General features: G+C 63.8%; 19 protein-coding genes. 11 read left to right on the top strand and 8 right to left on the bottom strand.

Going from position 1 to position 20,278, the window contains the following annotated elements; translation table 11 throughout:
• Positions 1–90 precede the first annotated feature (90 nt).
• Together FPZ54_RS13320 and FPZ54_RS13315 are read right to left on the bottom strand one after the other, a co-directional pair.
• Positions 91–1,926, bottom strand: a complete 1,836-nt coding sequence (locus FPZ54_RS13320) for a family 43 glycosylhydrolase (protein WP_145847945.1) — start codon at positions 1,924–1,926, stop codon at positions 91–93.
• Entirely contained in the window at positions 1,923–2,300 is a 378-nt protein-coding gene (locus FPZ54_RS13315; RefSeq protein WP_145847943.1) for a hypothetical protein, read from the bottom strand. The genes FPZ54_RS13320 and FPZ54_RS13315 overlap by 4 nt, the downstream gene beginning before the upstream one ends.
• A 172-nt stretch (positions 2,301–2,472) precedes the next feature.
• Between FPZ54_RS13315 and FPZ54_RS13310 the strand changes: the two genes are divergently transcribed.
• The 6 genes from FPZ54_RS13310 (at position 2,473) to FPZ54_RS13285 (ending at position 7,255) form a co-directional block, all read left to right on the top strand.
• Complete coding sequence (locus FPZ54_RS13310) at positions 2,473–3,084, top strand: acyl-homoserine-lactone synthase (protein ID WP_338419515.1); 612 nt, start codon at positions 2,473–2,475, stop codon at positions 3,082–3,084.
• Between the two features lie 54 nt (positions 3,085–3,138).
• Entirely contained in the window at positions 3,139–3,972 is an 834-nt protein-coding gene (locus tag FPZ54_RS13305; protein WP_239019577.1) for a phytanoyl-CoA dioxygenase family protein, read from the top strand.
• A 1-nt stretch (position 3,973) separates the two neighbouring features.
• Positions 3,974–4,567 (top strand): GntR family transcriptional regulator, encoded by a 594-nt coding sequence (locus FPZ54_RS13300; protein ID WP_145847939.1) that lies wholly within the window; start codon positions 3,974–3,976, stop codon positions 4,565–4,567.
• A gap of 84 nt (positions 4,568–4,651) precedes the next feature.
• Positions 4,652–4,786 carry a benenodin family lasso peptide gene (locus FPZ54_RS13295; RefSeq protein ID WP_145847937.1) on the top strand — a complete coding sequence of 45 codons (135 nt, stop codon included), beginning with the start codon at positions 4,652–4,654 and terminating at the stop codon, positions 4,784–4,786.
• A gap of 175 nt (positions 4,787–4,961) precedes the next feature.
• Positions 4,962–5,492, top strand: coding sequence for a lasso peptide biosynthesis B2 protein (locus tag FPZ54_RS13290; RefSeq protein WP_186456763.1), 531 nt, complete (start codon positions 4,962–4,964; stop codon positions 5,490–5,492).
• Positions 5,489–7,255: an asparagine synthase-related protein gene (locus FPZ54_RS13285; protein WP_145847933.1), complete on the top strand. Its 1,767-nt coding sequence runs from the start codon at positions 5,489–5,491 to the stop codon at positions 7,253–7,255. Before FPZ54_RS13290 ends, FPZ54_RS13285 begins: the two co-directional genes overlap by 4 nt.
• On the opposite strand, the gene FPZ54_RS13280 is transcribed toward FPZ54_RS13285, so the two are convergent.
• The 4 genes from FPZ54_RS13280 to FPZ54_RS13265 all read right to left on the bottom strand — a co-directional run bounded on the left by FPZ54_RS13280 (position 7,233) and on the right by FPZ54_RS13265 (position 13,790).
• Positions 7,233–9,257, bottom strand: a complete 2,025-nt coding sequence (locus FPZ54_RS13280) for an Atxe2 family lasso peptide isopeptidase (protein WP_186456762.1) — start codon at positions 9,255–9,257, stop codon at positions 7,233–7,235. The two genes, FPZ54_RS13285 and FPZ54_RS13280, sit on opposite strands and share 23 nt — an antisense overlap.
• 14 nt (positions 9,258–9,271) lie before the next feature.
• Complete coding sequence (locus FPZ54_RS13275) at positions 9,272–12,187, bottom strand: TonB-dependent receptor (protein WP_145847929.1); 2,916 nt, start codon at positions 12,185–12,187, stop codon at positions 9,272–9,274.
• Positions 12,188–12,276: 89 nt separating this feature from the next.
• Complete coding sequence (locus FPZ54_RS13270) at positions 12,277–13,251, bottom strand: FecR family protein (RefSeq protein WP_145847927.1); 975 nt, start codon at positions 13,249–13,251, stop codon at positions 12,277–12,279.
• Positions 13,248–13,790: an RNA polymerase sigma factor gene (locus FPZ54_RS13265; RefSeq protein WP_186456761.1), complete on the bottom strand. Its 543-nt coding sequence runs from the start codon at positions 13,788–13,790 to the stop codon at positions 13,248–13,250. The genes FPZ54_RS13270 and FPZ54_RS13265 overlap by 4 nt, the downstream gene beginning before the upstream one ends.
• Positions 13,791–14,133: 343 nt before the next feature.
• Here FPZ54_RS13265 and FPZ54_RS13260 point away from each other — a divergent pair, with 343 nt between their 5' ends.
• The 4 genes from FPZ54_RS13260 (at position 14,134) to FPZ54_RS13245 (ending at position 17,867) form a co-directional block, all read left to right on the top strand.
• Positions 14,134–14,625, top strand: a complete 492-nt coding sequence (locus tag FPZ54_RS13260) for a hypothetical protein (protein ID WP_145847923.1) — start codon at positions 14,134–14,136, stop codon at positions 14,623–14,625.
• Between the two features lie 422 nt (positions 14,626–15,047).
• Entirely contained in the window at positions 15,048–16,151 is a 1,104-nt protein-coding gene (locus FPZ54_RS13255) for a phospholipase A (protein WP_145847921.1), read from the top strand.
• 21 nt (positions 16,152–16,172) lie between these two features.
• Entirely contained in the window at positions 16,173–16,718 is a 546-nt protein-coding gene (locus tag FPZ54_RS13250; RefSeq protein WP_145847919.1) for a peroxiredoxin, read from the top strand.
• Between the two features lie 129 nt (positions 16,719–16,847).
• On the top strand, positions 16,848–17,867 hold the full coding sequence (locus tag FPZ54_RS13245; RefSeq protein WP_145847917.1) for a GGDEF domain-containing protein: 1,020 nt from the start codon (positions 16,848–16,850) through the stop codon (positions 17,865–17,867).
• A gap of 443 nt (positions 17,868–18,310) precedes the next feature.
• On the opposite strand, the gene FPZ54_RS13240 is transcribed toward FPZ54_RS13245, so the two are convergent.
• Positions 18,311–18,799, bottom strand: a complete 489-nt coding sequence (locus tag FPZ54_RS13240) for a DUF421 domain-containing protein (RefSeq protein WP_145847901.1) — start codon at positions 18,797–18,799, stop codon at positions 18,311–18,313.
• Positions 18,799–19,332, bottom strand: a complete 534-nt coding sequence (locus tag FPZ54_RS13235; RefSeq protein WP_145847899.1) for a hypothetical protein — start codon at positions 19,330–19,332, stop codon at positions 18,799–18,801. The genes FPZ54_RS13240 and FPZ54_RS13235 overlap by 1 nt, the downstream gene beginning before the upstream one ends.
• A 93-nt stretch (positions 19,333–19,425) precedes the next feature.
• Between FPZ54_RS13235 and FPZ54_RS13230 the strand changes: the two genes are divergently transcribed.
• Entirely contained in the window at positions 19,426–20,277 is an 852-nt protein-coding gene (locus FPZ54_RS13230; protein ID WP_145849834.1) for an SDR family oxidoreductase, read from the top strand.
• Position 20,278 lies beyond the last annotated feature (1 nt).

Below are 20,278 nucleotides of genomic sequence, written 5' to 3'. Positions count from 1 at the left end.
GGTCGCGCTTGAGGGTGACGGCCCCTACGGCAATGCCGATCCAGGCAAGCCGGCGAAGCGATACAAGCGCGCGATTCCTACGCTCGAAAATCACCGCGCAGGCTGCCGATCGTCCAGGGTCAGCCCGCCATCGAGATCGATTCGAACTGGGGCCAAGCCGAACTGCTTGCGGAACGGCGCGGTGACATCGTTGCCGAACATGGTGGTCCACCATTGGCCGGCACCATCCTTGAAAATGGTGCCGTGGCCCGCATGGGGCACGCCCAATTGGCGTTTGCTGTAAGGACCCCAGATCGATCGGGCTGAACCGAACATCATGTCGTATGTGCCGTGGGTGCGAAGCGGCCCGTTCCATTCGGCGCCCGTGATGAAGTATCGATCGTTTATCCGCACCAGCGCATTGCCTTCATAGCCGATCGCTTCGCCATCGGTGTCGACAAGCTTGATTGGGGGACGTTCGAAGCCATCGCGCCGGGCATTCAGCTTGGCGAGATTGCCCCCGCCCCAGAGCAAGTACAGACCGTCGCCATCTTCGAAGAGGAACCCGTCAATCCCCTGCACGAGGTACGTCGACGCGACGTTCCGATATGGTCCCGCGGCTTTACCGGAGACGCTGCGGTACAGCCACGTCTTGCCGCCAACATCGCGTTCCATCATCGAGAGTACGAGGTAGAACGTCTTGTCCTTGGCGACCCACTGGATTTCAGGCGCCCACAGCGCCACCGTGTTGCCGAAGGTGTGACCAAGACCGGCACGATCGAAGGTTAGCCGGGTCTCCCGCCAATCGCGAAGATTGCCGGATGTCCACAAGGCGAGTTCGCCCGCCTCTTCCCGGTTCTTTCCCGTCGTGCCGACCAGATAGTAGGTGCCGTCCGGCCCCGGCGCGACGGACGGATCGCGGATGGTTATCGCGGGCTGGACGGGTTGAAGGCGCGCCGCGGCACCGCGTGCCGTCAATGTTGAATTGTCCGGTCGCAACCGGCCGTCCGCAAACCGTTCCAGTCTGACAAGGCCCACCTGCTCGCAGAAGACGGCGAAGCGATCGGCACATTGGGGATTGTAGGTGGCGAGCAGCGCACCGCCAGCATCCTTTAGTAAGGACGTGCGCCCGGCGTGCGGCACCGCCAGGAAACGGCGCGTAAATGGTCCGTAAGGGGTCGGTCCCGTCGCCATGAACGCGTCTTCAGTTGGTGAGCGCATACGACCTGTGATCTCGCTAGCCGCGACCACGTAGCGGTCGCCTCGCTTGATCATCGTCGCCCCCTTCTCGCCAATCCGCGTGCGAACTGGCCAGTCTTGACCCTCAGGTATCGGGCTCCGGAAGAATGAGGCGTCCGGCTTCAGAAATCGAGGCTGTTCGGCGAGCGCGTCGAGATTGCCCTTCAGCCGAGCGATACTGCCGCCTGCCCAAAGCAAATATCCGGCGCCATCATCATCTATGAAAATCGAAGGATGCTCAGCGTTTTCAACCAGACACGGGCTTTCACGATACGGCCCGCGGGGAGCGGCCACCGATCCGATCGCAATTCGTGCGCAGCCGTCCTGATCCTGGAAGCTCAAATAGAGACTTTGTCCCCGAACGCGCACCTCCGGCGCGCCAAGTCGGCGTCCGGTCGCATGGACAGCGCCCAGCGCGCTCCACGTTTTGCCATCTGATGAAGTCCACATTCGCACGCCGTCTTTCGGCCCATCGCGCTGTGGTACTCCGGTCAGGAACCAGACGCCGTTGTCACTGCGTGCGATCGAAGCATCGAGAATTGCGCGTTCCCGAAAAACGGGTGCAACGGCTTCGGCGCTTTTTGACGGCTGAACCGTGGAATTGCGATCCATCGATGGATGATCGAGGAAGATGTCATCGACCGGCCTCTGTTGGGCCGACAGCGGCGCGGCGATGAAGACGCTTACGATCGAGCCGAGCAATTTCATCCCGCGCCACTTGCGTATCCGTTTTCATATTGCGATCCCCAGCGCGCCTTCTCGCCGCCTGGCACGCGCCGCAACCCGATTGCGTTGGTCACCTCATATTGATCGCTGCGGTATGTAAGGCTGGCCAGCACCTCACGCCCGCGGGGCGGTACCTCTTCCCAATCGATCCCCGCATGCTGAGGTTTCGGCGCGGAATAGGGGGCATCTCCCAACTGCTGCCCGAAGACGAATGCGTCGACGAGCGCCCTCTCGATATCCCCGATCGTGTTTTGTGAGCGCCAAAGCTTCTTCGCCTGACGATCCCGCGCAATGATCGACCGGGCAATTTCCTTGAACTCGGCTCGGAGCCGGGGTTCGATCTTGCTGCGCGCCATCGATTTTCATCTCCCCCAGTTCGTATGTTCATCCGCCGTGCTCCGGCGCGAACAGTCAAATCATATCCGAATATTACGCACCTAGCTAAACGCCAGGCACCCCCATTTCTTGTAATATCGCGCGCCGCGCAGACTGACGATGTTTGGGCCTCCCGGATAGCAGGAGGCACTTTTGATCTCGCTCGTCGATACCACCGAAACAGGCTGCATGGAGGCCATGCGCGGTATGTTCGCCGCGCGAAAAGCCGTGTTCGTGGACTTGCTCGGCTGGGATGTCCCGGTACTCGACGGCCGCTTCGAGATCGATCAGTTCGACGACGAGCATGCCCGCTACCTGATCGTAACGGATGGGGAGCGCGGCCACCTCGCCTCCGCTCGCCTGTTGCCGACCTGCCGCCCGCACATTCTCGGCTCCCTCTTCCCGGCTCTTTGCGCGGGTCCCGTCCCGCGCGGGCCCGACACGTTCGAAATCACGCGGTTTTGCCTGGACCGGGCCCTCTCCGCGTCCCGCCGGCGCGACGCCCGCAACCGCCTGGTGACGGCGTTGGTCGTGCACGGACTGGTCAATGGCATTCGCACCTACACCGGCGTCGCCGACTCGGCCTGGCTGGCCCAAATCCTGAAGTTCGGCTGGGACGCCGGCCCGCTCGGTCAGTTCCTGCCCGAGAGCAAGGAACTGGCCGCCCTTCAAATCCACATCACCGCAGAGACACCGTCGCGGCTCGAGCAGACGGGAATGTGGTCACCCACACCGTCGCAGCCTGCCGACACCACATTCGCGTAGGAGACCGAAATGAACACGAATGCCGCTCAGCAACCGACCGCAAGCGATGAGGTAATGGCCCAGCTGATGAAGCAGGGCTGGTGCGTCATGCGCCAACTCATCCCCGCCGAGATGATGGAAGAGTTGGCGGCTGACCTTCGGCGCAGGTTCGATGCGACGCCCTTCTGCACCGGCGACTTTTACGGCGCACATACCAAGCGCTTCGGAAGCTTACTCAAGCGATCGCCGCATGCCGAAATGCTGGTCCGGTGCCCCGAGATTGTGGCGACCGTCGAGCAGGTTCTCGAACCATGGTGCGACACGGTTCAGCTCAATCTTGCCCAGGCGATCGCGATTCATCCCGGCGCGCCTGTTCAGTTTCCGCACCGCGACCAGGACATGTGGCAGGGGGTGAAGGGGGAGGTCGAATATCTAGTCAATGTGATGTGGCCGCTCACCGCCTTCACCGAGGAGAATGGCGCGACGATCATCTATCCTGCAAGCCACGGCGCGGAGGCTCTGAGGGAGGAGGTGACCGGCACCCCGGTCATCGTGGTATGCGACCCCGGTGATGCGATCCTGTTCCTCGGCTCGACGCTTCACGGCGCCGGTACCAATCGAAGCTCTACTGTGCGCGAGGCCATCCTCGTCAGCTACTGCCTTGGCTGGCTCAAACCCTATGAAAATCAATGGCTGGCCTATCCACCCGAGATTGCCCGGACCTTTGATCCGGAGCTCGCGGCCCTGGTCGGCTATCGCCAGCACCGGCCCAACCTGGGCAACTACGAGGGCGTCTGCCCGTCGGTACTGCTCCAGGACAAAGTGCCCGAGCATATCGGCGCGATCGACGCGCTCTCGCCGGATCAGCGCGAAGCAGTTGCGCAGCATCGCAGCGACCAGGAGGTGTGACATGAGTCCGCTGCAGGCGATGGAACGAAGCTACGGAGCGCTCAAGGCGCTGTTGCGCGACGGCGCCTACCCACCCGGTCTCCGCCTTGAGGCCAATCGGATCGCCGATGATGTCGGGGTCAGCATGACGCCGGTTCGCGATGCGCTGAACCGGCTTGTTGGTGAGCGGCTCGTCGAGGCCAGCAGCGGTGACGGGTTCCACGTGCCGCGACTGAGCGAAGGCGACCTTCGCGATCTCTACGAATGGCATTCCGCGCTGATCATCATGGCAGCCCAGACGACACGCATTCTGCCAAATACAGAGCAGATGGAAGAAGCACTCACAGGTGAATCACAGGCCGACGTGACCTCGGCCTGCTTCGCCCTCCTCGCTGCAGCCACGCCCAATGTGGAACTGCGGGCAGCGATCCATAGCACCGGAGATCGGTTGCATCCGTATCGCCGCCTTGAGGCCTCGGTCCTTGAGCCCATATTAGGCGAGCTTGAGGATGTGCTGGTCCAAGCGACTGGTCAGCGACAGGCTATCCGCCGCTATCATACCGCCCGCATGCGTGCTGTGCCCGCGCTGGTGCGGGCGCGCTCGGCACGAAAATAATCGCATTATAAGATTCTTATAGCCGCCCGCCGGGAGGACGCTTCGCCGGTCGCGAATCAGCGCGGCAGACACGGAGTGCAGAACATGGAACGCATCAATGAAGACGCGATCGATCTGATCGATCTCGGCGCCGCGAGCGTCGAAACGCAGGGCATCGACGGTACGGTCATCGACCTCGTCGGTCTGCAGCCGAAGGCCGGCCTGTCCGACGAGGACTGATCGGCAGGGCGCCGGTGTGGAAGCGCACCGGCGCCCAGTCGCCTGTTCCATGTATTGGCGCCTCCATCCCACGCTCCACGCCTGCATCGCCTCGGGCCGAGTCATCCTGCTCGATGTCGAGCGGGACCGATATTCGGCAGTCCCGACCCCAGCGGCGGGGCAGATAATCGCCTGGTTGAGTTCGGGCGATGGAAGCGCGGCACCGCCCGCGCTTATGGCATTGCTGCGAGGCGCCCGCTGCGACCATTCCATCGACCCGCATCTGAGCAACCAGCAAGCGACAGACGTAACCATACCCGACGGGCTATCGACGCAGGAGTGGGCCGGCGGCACCACGCTCACCACCGTCCTCTCCGTCATGGTCGCGGTCGGCTCGACCTGGATCGATCTGCGAACCCGCCAACTTAGACAAATATTGAAGTCCCGCAGCGGGCGGCGCGGGAGAGGCGCGAAGCTGGACGAATTGGTGCTCGGCGATCGAGCACGAGCGTTCGCAAACGCACGCCGATGGTGCCCAATCCGACCGAATTGCCTGCTCGATTCGCTCGCCTTCGACCGTTGGCTGGGGATTCCGCGCGACATTACCTTGGTTTTCGGGATCGTCGGACAGCCGTTTGAAGCGCATTGCTGGGTCCAGTCGGATGCGGCCGTCCTCAACGACAGCTACGACCGCGTCTCGCGCTTCGTGCCGGTGCTCAGCGTATGAACATCGCCCCCCTCTTTGTGATGCTTGGCGCCCCGGATGCCGAACCGCCGGAATGGATTGCCGCGTCGATTGCGCGGAGCCCTGTGGCTCGACCGCTGACCCGGCTGACCGAGGGCGGTGGGATGATAGCGATCGGGGACGCCACCGCTCCGCATGTCATCTTCCCGGATGGGAACGGCTTCGTCTGGGGTACTATTTTTGACCGCATGACCTCGGGCCGTATCGTCGAAAAAGTCGATGCGCGATTGTCGACTGATCCCATTGAAAGATTCGTGGAGCGTCAATGGGGCGGCTATTTGGCGATCCGCAAGACAGGCCGGGCCTTTGAAATCTTTCGCGACCCGTCCGGGGCAATTCCTTGTTATCACGCCCGGATAGATGGCGTGGAGATTTTCACGACGCGTCCGGAATTCCTGTTCGACGCGGGCCTTATCCATGCCGACATCGACTGGACGATCCTCGCCCAGTCCCTCGTCTATCGCAGCCTTCGTCCGGCACGGACACCGCTGCGCGGCGTGAGCGAGCTCATGCCGGGCACCGCCGCAGCCTCGGAGGATGGACAGCTCCGCTTGCGCACAGCCTGGACTCCCTGGCGCTTCACTGCGCCAGCGAACGAGATCCGCTCGGCGGCGGAGGCCACCGAGCAGGTGTGGCGCGCCACGACCAGCTGCGTTGGAGCATGGGCGCGCTGCTTTGAGCGACCGCTGCTGGAAATATCGGGCGGGCTGGACTCGTCGATCGTGGCAGCGGTGCTTGCACAGGTTGGCGCGAACCCAGCGTGTATCACCTTCGCTGCTGCGCCGGGCGATCCAGACGAGACGCCTTATGCACGGGCCGCAGCCGACCATTTGGGCTTCCAGCTCGAGGTGCTCCGTGCCGACGTGTCCGATGTGGACCTCGCTCGATCAAATGCCCGCGATCTGCCCAGGCCATGCGCGCGGGCCTTCGCGCAAGCCCATGAAACCAAGCTGCGCGCGATTGCGGCTCGGGAGGGTAGCGATGCGTTCTTCAGCGGCGGCGGCGGAGACAATGTGTTCGGATATCTCCGATCGGTGTTGCCGGTGATCGATCGCTGGAAGCGCGGCGACCCAGGGCTGCTGCGAACCATGACGGATATGGCCACGCTTGCTGAGGTGAGCTTATGGGAGATCTTCACCCGGTCGGTTCAGCGCGCGTTCCGCTGGCGCGCCGCCCGTCGCTGGCTTGCCGATGAGCAGTTGCTCGCGCGTGCGGCAATTCGCGACCTGCCCTTTCCCCAAGGCCACCCCTGGGTCGATGCGCCGGCGACGACGCTGCCGGGCAAGCTGGTGCATGGCCGGGCAATGATCGTCATTCAGAACCATCTGGAGGGGCTCGACCGGCTCCACGACGCACCAGTCATCTCGCCATTGATCTCCCAGCCGATCTTCGAGACCTGCATGGCAATACCGACCTGGCTCTGGTGCGAGCGTGGTATGAACCGGGCGGTCGCACGAAGGGCCTTCGCGGATCGCTTGCCACCCGAAGTCATCGAACGCCGGTCGAAAGGCGCATTCGATACCTATTGCGCCCAAGTCTTCCTGGCGAACCGCAGTGCGATCCGCGAGATGCTCCTGGGCGGCGCCTTGGCTCGGCAGGGCCTGCTCGACACGACGACGATCGAGGCGAAGCTTGTCCCCAACGCCGCGAGCGCCGCTGAAATGCTTCGACTTCTCGACCTCGTCGATACCGAGGCATGGATCTGCGCCTGGGAGTCGCGGCCTATTCCGCGACCCGGGACCTGAGAAGGGCCCATCGGGCCATAGTCTCGGCGTCGTCGGGATCCGCGCTGACCTTGCCATTCATCCAGAATTCAAACCAGGCGAGACTACGTCGATAGACTGCAAGCCGATGGACCGGATGAAATTTGACGTGGCCCTCGTCCGGATAGACATACATCTCGGTCGGCGCCTCTGCGTGGTCGAGCGCCGCGTAGGTCTCGACGGCTAGGCGAAACTCCTGGTCAGTCAGTTGCATCAGCAATGGCGTTCGCATTCTCTTGGCGTTCGCAGCAAGGGAATAAGGCTCCCAGAACCTCGGATTGTCCTCGCCCTGGGGTGGATATCCCCACTTCGCGATCGACTCGAGATACGCTGGACCCACCGCCGGACCCGCGCCAGCGGATTCACAACAGGAACTGATAGCAGCCGCTCGATAGCGTTTTGAATTGAGGAGCGCGAACTGCACCGTCGCCGCGCCGTCGCTCAGGCCAGTCAGTCCGATCCTCGCCGGGTCTACCACCCCGAGATCAACCACTCTGTCGACCCCAGCCTCAAGGCCTGCGAGAATCCGGCGACGTTCTCGCCAGTCCTTCACGTTGATCCTTTGGAATTCATCTAAGTCGGCCGCACCGCTCCCACTCGCCACTGCTCTCGGTCGCTGCACACTCAGTACCGCAAAGCCGTTCTGGGCGAAGAGATAGATGGGATAGTCATCGCCGGAGCCGCCCCGGAGAAAGCCTTGGCTCGTATAATTGACGATGATCAGCGGATGGTTTTGGCCTGGCCGATGGTTCGGTGGCAGAACTAGATCGCCATAGCTTGCGATCCCGTCGGAGGCTGTCCAGCGAAGCCGCTGCGCCGACCCGAGGGCTACCGATGCAAACTCGGGATTGGGGTCGTAAAGCGTCACGAACGCGCCCGTGTTCGGATTGATCGTGACGACCGAACGGGGATGCTGCATTCTCTCTCGCGCGCAAATGAGCATCCGACCGGCAAGCTTGCAGCTCTCGAGAATATCCTCAGTATCGACGATGCGTTGCGGACCCACTTCCCGGCCAATCCGCCACCGGAAAATTTCGGTGCGACCGCCATTTTCCGGGTTTCCGCTGCGCAGAAAGAGGATTTCGCCCGGTTCCCGCGCCCACAGCCCCGTAATCCGCGAGCCGCATACGTCGCCGCAGGCGAGCCGGCGTCCGCGATGCTCAACCTTAAGGACCGAGACCGCATCGAACAGGCCCGGGGGCTCGGACGCAGTCCACGCTCGGCCAGTTCCAGGCAAGAACGCGAATAGCGACGCACCAGAGGGGCGGTTTGGATCGGCGGCGGGCGGGACATCCAAGCTCGCTTGGCCGGTGGTTGCATCAACTGCGATTGTTTTGAAGGGTACCGGTCGCGGCCTTGGTCGGGCTTCGGAAAGTGTCCAGAAGCGCCGATCGTAGAGGTAGCCTGAGCGTCCTTCCCGCTGGATCGCAGTCTCGGCCTCGCGGGTTGGCCGGATCATGATGCGCAAGATTCGCGGCGTCGTCCATTCCACGGATCGAGCCTCGTCGGCAAGCCGCGTGACTTGCCGCGCCGGACCATTGATCGCTGCGACCCACACCTGTGTGGAGCCGTTGTCGCGACGCAGATATGCGATCGATCGGCTGTCGGGCGACCAGACCGGAGCGACGCTGGTAATGGTCCCCCCAACAAAGTCCGGCACACCACGAATATCGACGCGGGTAAGGATCGGATCCCCCCCGGTATCCACGAAACGCGATAATGCACCTGCGCGTAGCGGTACTAAGACCACGCCTATACAATAGCTGTCCGTATCCACGCTAGCACGGCGCAAGATTAGCGCCGCCCATCGCCCGTCAGGCGAAACGCTGATCTCGCGGAAGTCGCGCAACTCGATCAAAGTCTTGGCCTCAAGCTGCGCGCCCGCTGGGGGCATGGGGCCCGGGCGGAGGCGCGACTCGCACCCCTCCGCCAGCGCCGGGCCTGCAGATGCCAACAACCCTGCGAGGGTAGTCAGCGCGATCATAGCGGGTCCGGACCTCACCATTTGCGCGAGACCTGCAGCGAAATCACGCGCCCGGCCGGGCTCGCATTCTCGGGGTCATAGGCATAGGTCGAAGTGCCGACGACATAAGCCGCATAGGGCGGGTCGCGATCGAACAGATTGCTGACATTGAGCGCGAGGCGGACGCCGCCGAACAGACCGGCCTTGTCCGGGACCGCATAGCTCAACTGGAAGTCGAACGTGGTCCAGGAGGACACGGCCTGCGGCGTGGTGCCAGTGCGGTTGGTATAGTCGTCGACATAGTTCGCAGTCATGATTGCGCCGAACCCACCCGACGACCACCCGGCGTGACCACGCAGTTTTAGATCGACGGGATTGCCCAACGTATCGACCACGTCGGTGACTGGGCCAGTTGCCGTTAGCGCTTGCCGGATATGAAACAGATAGGTGCCCGTCATCCCGATATCGGCCCGTCCCCCGCCGAGATCGAACGCATAGCCGAGGTCCAGATCGACGCCGGATTGGCGCACGACAGCGAGGTTCTGCAGCCGGGCGTCGACGAGCGCATTCACGCTCGACTGGGCAATGCCGAACGGATTGATGAAGAAGGGATCGGCATAGAGTTCGGCGACGCGCGCTACTGACGGACTGTCCTCGATGATCGGCGCGAAGGTCGCACGGTTGGTCAGAAAGGTAAGTAGCTGCGCCGCCGGCGTGGCGATGCGATCGCGATAATCGATGTCGAACCACGTCACGCCAGCGTTCAGGCCGGGAATCCCACCCGGTGTCACATCCATGCCGATGGCGATGGTCGTCGCGCGCTCGGGGCGAAGCGCAGGGTCATTGCCGCGAATGACGACGACATTGGTGGTGCCGCTCGACGATGCAGGATCGGACAGCGGGTAAGCGAATATGAGCTTGGAACCGGGGTCCTGGCGGAGGTCCTGGAAGGACGGCGCACGGAACGACCTGCCATAGCTGCCGCGGAAGGTGAGGCCTCTCACCGGCGCCCAGCTGACGCCGAACTTGGGATTGGTCGTACTTCCGAAGTCGCTGTAGCGCTCGGTGCGCAGCGCTGCGGAAAGATCGAGCCGATGGAAGACAGGGATCGCGTTTGGTTCCCCGAATACGGGCACGACGAGTTCCGCATATGCCGCCCGAACGGTTCGCGGCGCGGGTAGCGCCGTCGCGGCGATTTCGGTTGGCACGGCCGTGCTGAGGTCGCTGATCGTCGGCCCGAGTCGGTAAATTTCCCTGCGATACTCGCCACCCACCGCCAGCGAGACGTTGCCGGCAGGAAGCGCGAACAGCGGACCATTGGCGCGCAGGCTGGTCGACCAGACAATCCCGCTATTGCTGTTGGTCAGCGAGCCCCGCACCTTGTCGATCGTGGCGGGATTGGTGAAGGATCCGTCGCCGAGCAGATTGTATGCTGTGGCTGGATTCGTGTCGGCAAGCGCGGTTGCCAGTCGCGCCGTATTCACGCGGTTATAGATGGTGTTTCGCTCATATTGGCGCCCCCATGTCCCGTGCGCGTCGATTGCCCACGCACCAAGGTCGAGCGCGAGGCCAGCGGTGCCGCCATAAGCGCTCGCCTTGCCGCGTGCGCCTTCGGCTCCGAAATCCCGCACGAAGCTATACTGGACGCCGATCGGCAGATGGGTGCCAAGCGGATCGACATAGAAGGGGTTGGTGATCGGGACCGTTCGGGTGGCGTCACCGCTTGGCCGTGTGTGCCGGTCGAAGCTTCGGACCGTGAAAAGGCCGTGCGCGTAGAAGCGCAGATTCCGCGTGATGTCCTGGCTCAGCGACGTGAATGCCGAATGCCGTCGCTGCATGGGAAGCAAGTCGGCGCCGAGCCAGCTGTCGCCCTTGTTCACCGTGCCCGCGGTCAGCATGGATGCCGTGAGTCCGGAGCCGTTCTGGCCGCGCGGGATCGCGAAGGTCTGCCCGCCAGCGACGATTGTCCCGGGATTCGAGTAGTTGCCGCGGCGGTCGGCGCCGCCAAACACCGTCAGATTGTCGGTCGCGAAATAGCGGTCGGCAGCCGCCAGCCGGTCGCGCTGGTAAAATTCATAAGCGAACATGATGCGGCCCGAGGACCAGCGCGTGCCGAGCAGCTGGCTGACGCCATATTCTTGAAAGCCTCCGTCGGCCGTGCCGATGCGAAAGCTGGTTTCCGCGCCCTCAAAGGTGAGGCGCGGGATCAGATTGACGACACCGGCGACAGCATCCGACCCGTAGATCGCCGAGGCACCGTCGGGGACGACCTCGATCCTCTCGATCGCGACGTTGGGAATCATCGAGACATCTGCGAATGCGCCCGTCGCTCCCCCCAAGGCGGGGCGATCACCAGCGAGCAGTACCAGCGTCGAGCCGGTGCCGAGGCCGCGCAGATTGATGCTGGAGCCTGCCGCTGTGTTGAGCCCCGCCGTTTGGCTGAGTGTGCCGCCGATTCCCGCCTCGTTCGGCCCGCCGGCGAAATTTTGGGGGATGGCCTGCACGACCTGGGCGATCGTCGCATAGCCGCTGTCGTCGATCGCCTTACGGTCGATCGTGAGGACCGCCGATCCGACGGGCGCGCGGCCGCGGATGTGAGTTCCGGTGACGACGACCTCCTCCCCGAGCTCCCCCGCCGCAGGTGCGTCCTCCGGGCGCACGACATAGGTGGTGCCGACAAGGACCGCGCGAAGCCCCGAACCACCGAGCATTGTGTTCAGTGCGCTCTCGACAGTAAACCGTCCCCGGACCGCCTGCGATCGGCGCCGCTGGACGAGATTGTCAGCAACGACAATCTGTTGGCCCGAGGCGGCCGCGAGCCGGTTGATCGCCGTGCCGAGATCCTGCGAGGCGATATCGTAGTCGCGCGCATCGGCCTGCTGTGCATGAACGCTCGGCGCCACGATGCAGGCGGCGCCGGCGAGAAGTCCAAACCCAATCCTGTTGTTCATTCTTGCCCTCCCTGAACCGCTGTTCGCGCGGCTGGGACGGCAAGACGGGGATGGAGCAAAACACCCCCCAAAAAAATTCGCTCAATTGTTCAGGGGCGTTTCAGGACGATATTTCCATCAGGAGCCGCGCCCGTTCGCAGATCGAATGCAGCCGCAAGGCTTGTGGCCAATGCATCGACCGGCAACGGCCTGAAAGTTCCGGTCACGCGTAGCGCGCCCAGCGATGGATCGCCGAGCAAGATGCGCTTTCGAGAATAGCGATTGGTCTCGGCGAGCACGTCGGACAGCGGCGTGCTGTGGAAAACGAGCATGCCGGCCGGCCACTGCTCGCTTCCCTTGTCGGCGGGCCTGGCTTGTGGCGCCGAGCTTTCTCCGGGGACGAAGTCGAGGCTTTGCCCAGGAGTCAGCCTGAACAACGCCGCCGACGTGATCGGCGCGCCGCGATCGCGGATATCGATCGGGCCGCGCCACGCCGAGACGCACACGCGCCCGGGCAGAACGGCCGCATCGAATCGTCCCTCCCGCGCTGCGACTTGCCGGTTCCCGGCATCGACAATGAACGTGCGGGAAGGATCAGGCAGAACCTCGAATCGGGCGCGTCCGCGCACCAGCTCGACGCTGCGGACGTCCTCGGCGAAGCTAACCTTGACCTGGCTGTCGGTATCGAGGGTAATCTTCGATCCATCCGGCAGGTCGATCGTGCGGATTTCGCCGAGGGCGGTCTGCATCGGTTGCGCCATCGCCGCCTGTGGCGAGACCGAGCTCTGCGCAGCTGGCCACAGCAAAACCACCAGCAGGGCCGCGGCGGCGGCAGCGGCGGCAACCGCGACGCGCGGCATTATAAGCCCGAAGACTGGGCCATATTGCTCGAGCGCCCGGTCATCCGCAAATTTCGTCTCGCCGGAGACCGCTGTCTCCTGCCAAGCCGATTCCAATACCGCATAAGCCTCCGGGTGGCGCGGATCGGCGGCGAGCCATTGCTCGAAGGCTGCCCGATGCGCTTCCGCATCGGGGCCACGCATCCTGGCAAACCAGTCCGCGGCCTGTTCACAGGCAGTCGTCATCCGTTGCGATCCAGCGCGCGCCCGAGCTGGGCGATTGCCTTCGACATCTGCTTCTCAACGCCTTTCACGCTCAATCCTGTCCGCTCCGCGATTTCTCCATAGGTCATACCGTCGAGTCGGTGTGCTAGGAAAATATTGCGGGTCTTGGGCTTGAGTCGACCAAGTGCGGCCTCGACGCGGCGGAGCCGATCGCGTGCTTCGAGGCGGCCAAGCTCATTCGCTTCCGAAATGGCCTCATCGACCATCTCGGGAGAACCGAACTCGTGACGGTGCGCCGGGGCCTTCACGTGGTCGCGCATGAGATTGCGCCCGATCTGGCGCAGATAGGCGGTCGGTTGCGCAATCTCGGTGGCGCCACGGTCGGCGTGCGCCAGGCGCAGGAATGCCTCCTGGGCGAGGTCTTCCGCGTCAGCCTGACTGGCGCGGTTCCGGGTGAAGTACCGCATGAGCGAAATGCGCTGGTCGCGGAACAGGATGTCGAGGCGAGTCCCCGATCCCTCGCCGGTGCTGCAGGGCGGCGTCGTAACAGGCCCGGTCACGACCGATGCCCCTGCTTCAAACGCAATCCACCACGCATATGGCCGCCTCCGGTAGCGAGGCAGGACCGGCCCCAAGCCGGGTGTTGAGAACATGTTTGGGAACATGCGCCGACGCCTTTAGCCTTGCGGCCTGGACATACGCGCCGGCCACCCGGCAGGCTGGCCAAGTGAATAGATCGCCCAAAACGAGGTTCTCACGCCTCGGTGCCGAATTTCTCCGGCACGGCAGCAAGTTAGGCGCGCGGGCGACCAGATGGCAAGCGTCCGTCGGCGCTATCGACTTCTATCGACGCCCGCTGTCACTTCGAAGCAACAGGGCTTGCCGTCGCCTCAGCACGAGGACATGGCTGCGCTGCTGAATGACTATGCCAATGAAATTCGCCCGAACATATTTCAGGCAATTTCTGTGAAGGATGTCGAGAATTTTAGCACGCATCGGGTGAAGGGGAGCACCCGGCTCGGTTTCTACGCGCAGGTGGCACTGTTCCTGCTCCAGCGCGACGAACGGCGAGAGTTCGATATTCCCGCATATGAATGGCTGATCCCGGAATGCGAGCGTAATCTTGGCCTTCAGATCGCGACCTATTTTTCGCCCGTAGGCTCAATGAAGAGGCGGGCCAATTCGAAGAGGAGGAGCCAGTTGGGCCGCTTGCAGTCAGTTCGCTTACCCGATGAGTCGAGTGCTAAAACGGCATCTCATCCAGCATCAAAACCAGCTCCAAGCAACCGCCCGGCTCGAACTCGATTCTCTTCCCTCCTTTCGCACAGGAAAACCGTGCGGCGGCCTCGAGCACCGACTCGGCATTCGACTGACGATCAGGATCATGCGCAGTAACCTAGCCAGAAAGCGCGGTGATCCGCGTGCACACGCCGAAGCGGGAATAGTTCCTTCGCCAGGCCGAACGACCACTTCAGGTGCTTCTCAGGACGTCTCGTACGACCGGTACTGGGGCGCTTTGCGGACACGAGGTGTCACTGCAAGCCAGAGCATCTCGCGCGCGGTGTGGGGGAAAGTGTGGGGCAGGCATGAGTGGGGCCTCAGATTCTGACTAAATTTAAGCACTTTAGATAGTATTCTGACATTCCTCCGTCTCCGCCACCGCTAAATCTCGCGACCAGTTCGCCTCGCTCACGCCTCCGACCGGGTTGGTCGTGACGGCGCGCTCCTTCCGCCGTTTCGGGTGTCCTGTCGATCCGCGCGCATTTCCCCTTGCTTCCGACTCGCCAATGTCATCGGGTGGTGCCATGCGCAGATCGATGCGAAGCCTTGTCCTTCTTCCGCTTTTCTGCATGGCGCTTCCCGCCGCCGCACAGCTTCGGGCTGTGCCGACCCAGCCCGCGTCCGAGCGCGAGGCGCTGCGCGGGGTGGAGGTGGTCCTGATCAACGAGGGCGCCGTCCCGGTCCCCGCCGAAGGGCCGCGCCAGATCGAGGTCACGGCGGCAGACGGGACGCGCCTGGTCCTCGAACGCCTGTCCGCGCCCGCGGCAACGGTCGTGCCCGGCGGTTTTGCCAAGCTGCGCTATGTTCCCACCGCCTATGCCGCGCGTCCGGCGCCGCAGCCTTTGCCCGGCGCGCCGCTTCCCCAGGGTGTCGGCGCTGCCTGGCCCGGGGACCGTCCCGCCGCGCTGCCGCAACCGGAGGCTGGCGAGACCGAGCTGGCGACATCGGCAGGTTCGACAGCGGGCTTCCTCTCCCGGTTCAAACCGCATGAGCCGGTCTATGGCGCGTTTGGTCTGGGGGACTCGGGCGGCAAGCTTCAGGTCAGCTTTGCCTTTCAACCGATCGGCGGCGAGGGCGCGCTCAGCCATTTGCGCTTCGCCTATACCCAGACGATGTTCTGGCGGCTCGACCTTCCTTCAGGTCCGTTCGCCCGCACCACCTATTCGCCCGAAGTCTATGTCGAGGCGCCGGTCGATGGCAGCGCGACGCTCGGCGCGGGGTGGCGGCATGATTCGAACGGGGAAGGCCCCGTGACCTCGATCGATTCGAACCGGATCTTTCTCCGCGCGACCAAGGCGTTCGATCTGGGCGACGACTGGCGGGTCGAGGTGACGCCCCAGGCCTGGCTTTATGTTGGCAAACAGGGTGTCGCGCCCGATCTCGACCGTTATTGGGGCAATGCCTCGCTCGGCCTGGCGCTGGTCAAACCCGACAGCCTGAAGTTCGCACTTACCGTGCGGGGCAATCCGGACAGCGGGCGGGGCGCGGCGGAACTGTTCGCCTCCTATCCCCTGGCACAAATCGAGGGGAGCGTTGGTTTCTATCTATTCGGTCAGGCGTTCACCGGTCATGGCGAGGCCCTGGACACCTATCGCCACCGCGACACCCATGCCCGGATCGGCATCGCGCTGACCCGCTGAACCGGATTTGAGGAGAGAGAGATGCGCCTGAAGCTTGCCATTGCCGCCCTGGTCCTGCCCTTTGCCCTTCCCGCCACCGCCGCGCTTGCGCCCGGGGCGAAGGCGCCCGATTTCACCGCCCAGGGTGCGATCGCGGGCAAGCCGTTCACCGTCCGCCTGTCGCAACAGCTGAAAAAAGGTCCGGTGGTCCTCTATTTCTTCCCCGCCGCCTTCACCCCGGGCTGCAATGCCGAAGCGGCCGCATTCGCCGCCTCGGTCGATGCGTTCAAGGCGGAGGGGGCGACGGTGATTGGCATGTCGGCCGATCCGCTCGACAAGCTCAAGACGTTCTCGGAAAAACATTGCGCGGGCAAATTCGCGGTGGCGAGTGCCAGTGCGGAGGTGATCCGTGGCTATGACGTCGCGCTTGGCCGAGAGGTTCAGGGGCGCCAGGTGAGCGATCGCACCAGCTATGTCATCGCGCCCGACGGCAAGATCATTTACGCGCACAGCGATTTGAGCCCGGTCGATCATGTTCGGACCACGCTGGCTGCGGTGAAGAGCTGGCGCGCGAGCCGCCCGCGCTGAACCGCAAATCCGCACGCGATTTCACCGCTTATTAGCAGTTCGGCGCTAGTCCGGGCCGCGAGTGATGCGTTTGGTGGGGGCGCCCCGGTCGTGTGGCCTGGTGGGATTCGGAGAGCGGGTTTGGCGAGCGTGGCGAGGGCGGCACGTACTGCAGGTGGCGGCGATCCGTCCCGGCAGCTGTACGACCGTATCGGCGCATTTCTGTTCGATCAGCGGCTGGAGCCGAGTCCGGCCAACTATGCCTTTGCCTGGCATCTCCTGCACGATCCCGAAGGTCCGCTGGCGCTGGCAGTCGAGCATCTGACCGAGGGCGGCGTCCGCCTGACCCAGCGTGACATCGAATCGCTGGGCTGCGAGCCGCCGACCAATGCCGCCAAGGCCAAGGAAAAGGTCGACGGCCTGGTCGCGCAGACCCAGATGCAGGTCGAAGGCTTTCAGGACATGGTCCAGGCGATGCGCGCCGAAACCGAAGGCTTTGGCCGCGACCTTGCCGCCAGCGCCGATGCGATCCGCCGATCCGGCGCGATGTCGGACGGCCATGTACTTCAGGACGTGTCGCGTATTACTGCGGCGATGCTCGAACGCGTCCATCGCGCTGAATCGCAACTGGAAAGCGCGACGCGCGAGGCAACCGAGTTGCGCAGCAAGCTGGAAGAGGCGCGCGACAATGCCCGCCGCGACCCGCTGACCGAATTGCCCAACCGCCGCGCCTTTGAGGAAGCCTATGCCGCGCAGATCGCGTCGGGCGAGCGGCTGTGCATTGCGGTGTGTGACGTCGACCATTTCAAGTCGGTCAACGACCGGTTCGGCCATGCCGTTGGCGATCGGGTGCTGCGCACGATCGCGCGGGCGCTGTCGGACAGCTGCGCGGGACATCTGGTGGCGCGTTATGGCGGCGAGGAGTTTGCGGTACTGTTTTCCGGGGTCAGCATCGGCCGCGCGCGCGACACGCTGGAACATGCCCGTGCGACGGTGGCGTCCAAACGCTATCGGTTGCGCGAAACCGATGCGCCGCTCGGCGAGATCACCTTTTCCGCGGGCCTGACCCGCGTTCATCCGGGCGAAGCGGTCACCGCCAGCTTCCAACGGGCCGACGCTTTTCTCTACGAAGCCAAGGAAGCCGGGCGCAATCGCGTAGTACTGGCCTGATCTGCGCCTAAAGTTGGCGATTTTCACCATGCGCGTCGGCAAAAATTCCTACATCTCACCGAAAGAAAATAATAATAGCTGTAATTTCAAGCAGTTAGAAAACTGGCACGCTCCCTGCAATCTTTCGAGCATCCCACCGGACAGTCCGGAGGGGGATCAAAAGAGGGAGTTTCAATCATGACCGTCCGTTTCGAATCGCTCGCCCGCTACGCCGTCTCGTTCGCCGGCGCCGCTGCCTTCACGATGGTTCTGATCGCCAACACGATCAGCATGGGTCCGGTCGCGTGACCGGCACGACGATCAAGGAGGACCTCATGGCACGCCAGATCTTCGTTGCGATCGTCTCGTTCGGCCTCACCGCCGCGATGATCGCTACCACCATTGCGCCCCAGCCGTCAGGCTTCATCGTCTGACGCGGGGCGCCGCCCCGCGCCACCCCGCCATCAGGCCGGGCGTGGCGCATCGGCGGGCTGAGTATCGCTCCCGGCGTCATCGTCTCGCCGGATGAAGCTGATCCGCCCCTCCGGCTCCAGGATCGCCCAGGCGACTTCGCCAACCGACGCGATCCCCGCCAGCCGCATTTCCGATTCTACTTCGCGCCGCGTCAGCCGGTCGCGCTTCATATTCGCTTCGATCAACGCCCCGTCGCGGATCAGCACGCGCGGCTCGCCCTCGATCAGCCGTTCGGCCCTCGGCCAGCGATAGCTGACCCAGCCCAGGACAGTCGCCCAGAAGGCGAAGGTCGAAATCGCCAGCGCCGCGCCGGTCAGGCTGAAATCATTATGCGTGATCCCCTGCTGGATCAGATCGCCCAGCACCACCAGCATCACCAGTTCGAACGGCGTCATCTGACCCAGTTCGCGCTTGCCCATCATGCGCAACAGCACGAACAGGAACACGAACATCACCGTGGCGCGCAGCACGATATCCATCAGGGAAGCACCGTGATTTCGAGGGGGATTGCCGCCAGTTCGCGCGTGTCGTCGAGCAGGGCGATTCGTCCCTGCGTCCCTGCGAACAAGGGCGGGTTGATCTGGCCATCAACCTTGATGTCGAGCGTCTCGCCTGGCTCCAGTGCGCCATAGTCGAACCGGAAAATGCCGTCCTTCGCCTCCTCTTCGGTGGCGGCGGGGATCATCGTGTTGATCGTCATGTCGCGCCAGAGCGGCGCGGGGACGGCAAGCACGGCCTTGCCGATCGCGCGGCGCGCGGTGACGCGCACGCGCATCTCGAAAAACTCGCCATTGCGGATCACACGGGGCGTGACGATCACGATCCGCGCGTCATTCCCCTCTGCGACGAGCGGCCGGGTCTTGCCTCCCCCGAATGCGCCGAGCAACGCCGCCAGCATCAGCGCGCCGAGAAGGACGACCGCGATCCAGCGCCGCCACCGCCCGCCCTGTCGCTGCACGTGCTCCGGGACGATCCCGTCGGGATAGGAGAGGGGGCGAGCGGAGCGGGTCATGGCGCGAGTGAAACGAGCACCGGCGCCACAGGTTGCGTGGAACCCCGGCCCGCCCACCCGGTTGAGGAGGCGGGGGCGTGTGGAGTGACGATGATGACCGATACCGCCGAGATGATCCATGAAGACGCGCTGCCCGGCGAGGAGCGCAAGCTCGACCCCAAGCCGCAATGGGAGCCCCGCTATCCCGGCTCGGGCCGCCTCGACGGAAAGGTCGCGCTGATTACCGGGGCCGACAGCGGCATCGGCCGCGCCGTCGCCGCGCTCTACGCGCGCGAGGGCGCCGATATCGCGATCCTCTATCTGCTCGAAGACAAGGATGCGGAGGACACGAAGCGGATCGTCGAGGCGGAAGGCCGCCGCGCGATCACGATCAAGGCCGATGTCGGTTCGAAGAAGATGTGCGACCGCGCGGTCGAACAGGTGATTGAGACGTTTGGACGGCTCGACATCCTGGTCAACAATGCCGGGGAGCAGCACCCGGACAAGGATATCCGCGATATTACCGAGGAACAGCTGACCCGCACCTTCCAGACCAACATCTTCGGCATGTTCTACATGGTTCAGGCGGCGCTCCCGCACCTGGGCGAGGGGGCGGCGATCGTCAACTGCACCTCGATCACCGGCTATCAGGGGGCGAGCGAGCTGCTCGACTATTCGAGTACCAAGGGGGCGATCACGGCCTTCACCCGCTCGCTGTCCGAAAATCTGGTCGGCAAGGGCATTCGCGTCAATGCGGTCGCCCCGGGGCCGATCTGGACGCCGCTCAACCCCTGTGGGGGGGCCTCTCCGGAGAAGCTCGAAACCTTTGGCGAGAATACGCCGATGGGCCGCCCGGGCCAGCCCAACGAAGTGGCGCCCGCCTTCCTGTTTCTCGCCTGCCAGGACGCCAGCTATATGTCGGGACAGGTGCTGCACCCCAATGGTGGAACGGTAGTGAATGGATGAC

Origin of the sequence: Sphingomonas suaedae (assembly GCF_007833215.1) — a bacterium.
Taxonomy (GTDB): Bacteria; Pseudomonadota; Alphaproteobacteria; order Sphingomonadales; family Sphingomonadaceae; genus Sphingomonas; species Sphingomonas suaedae.
The sequence above is the reverse complement of the archived record's forward strand: the minus strand, read 5'-3'. Positions and strand labels throughout refer to the sequence as shown.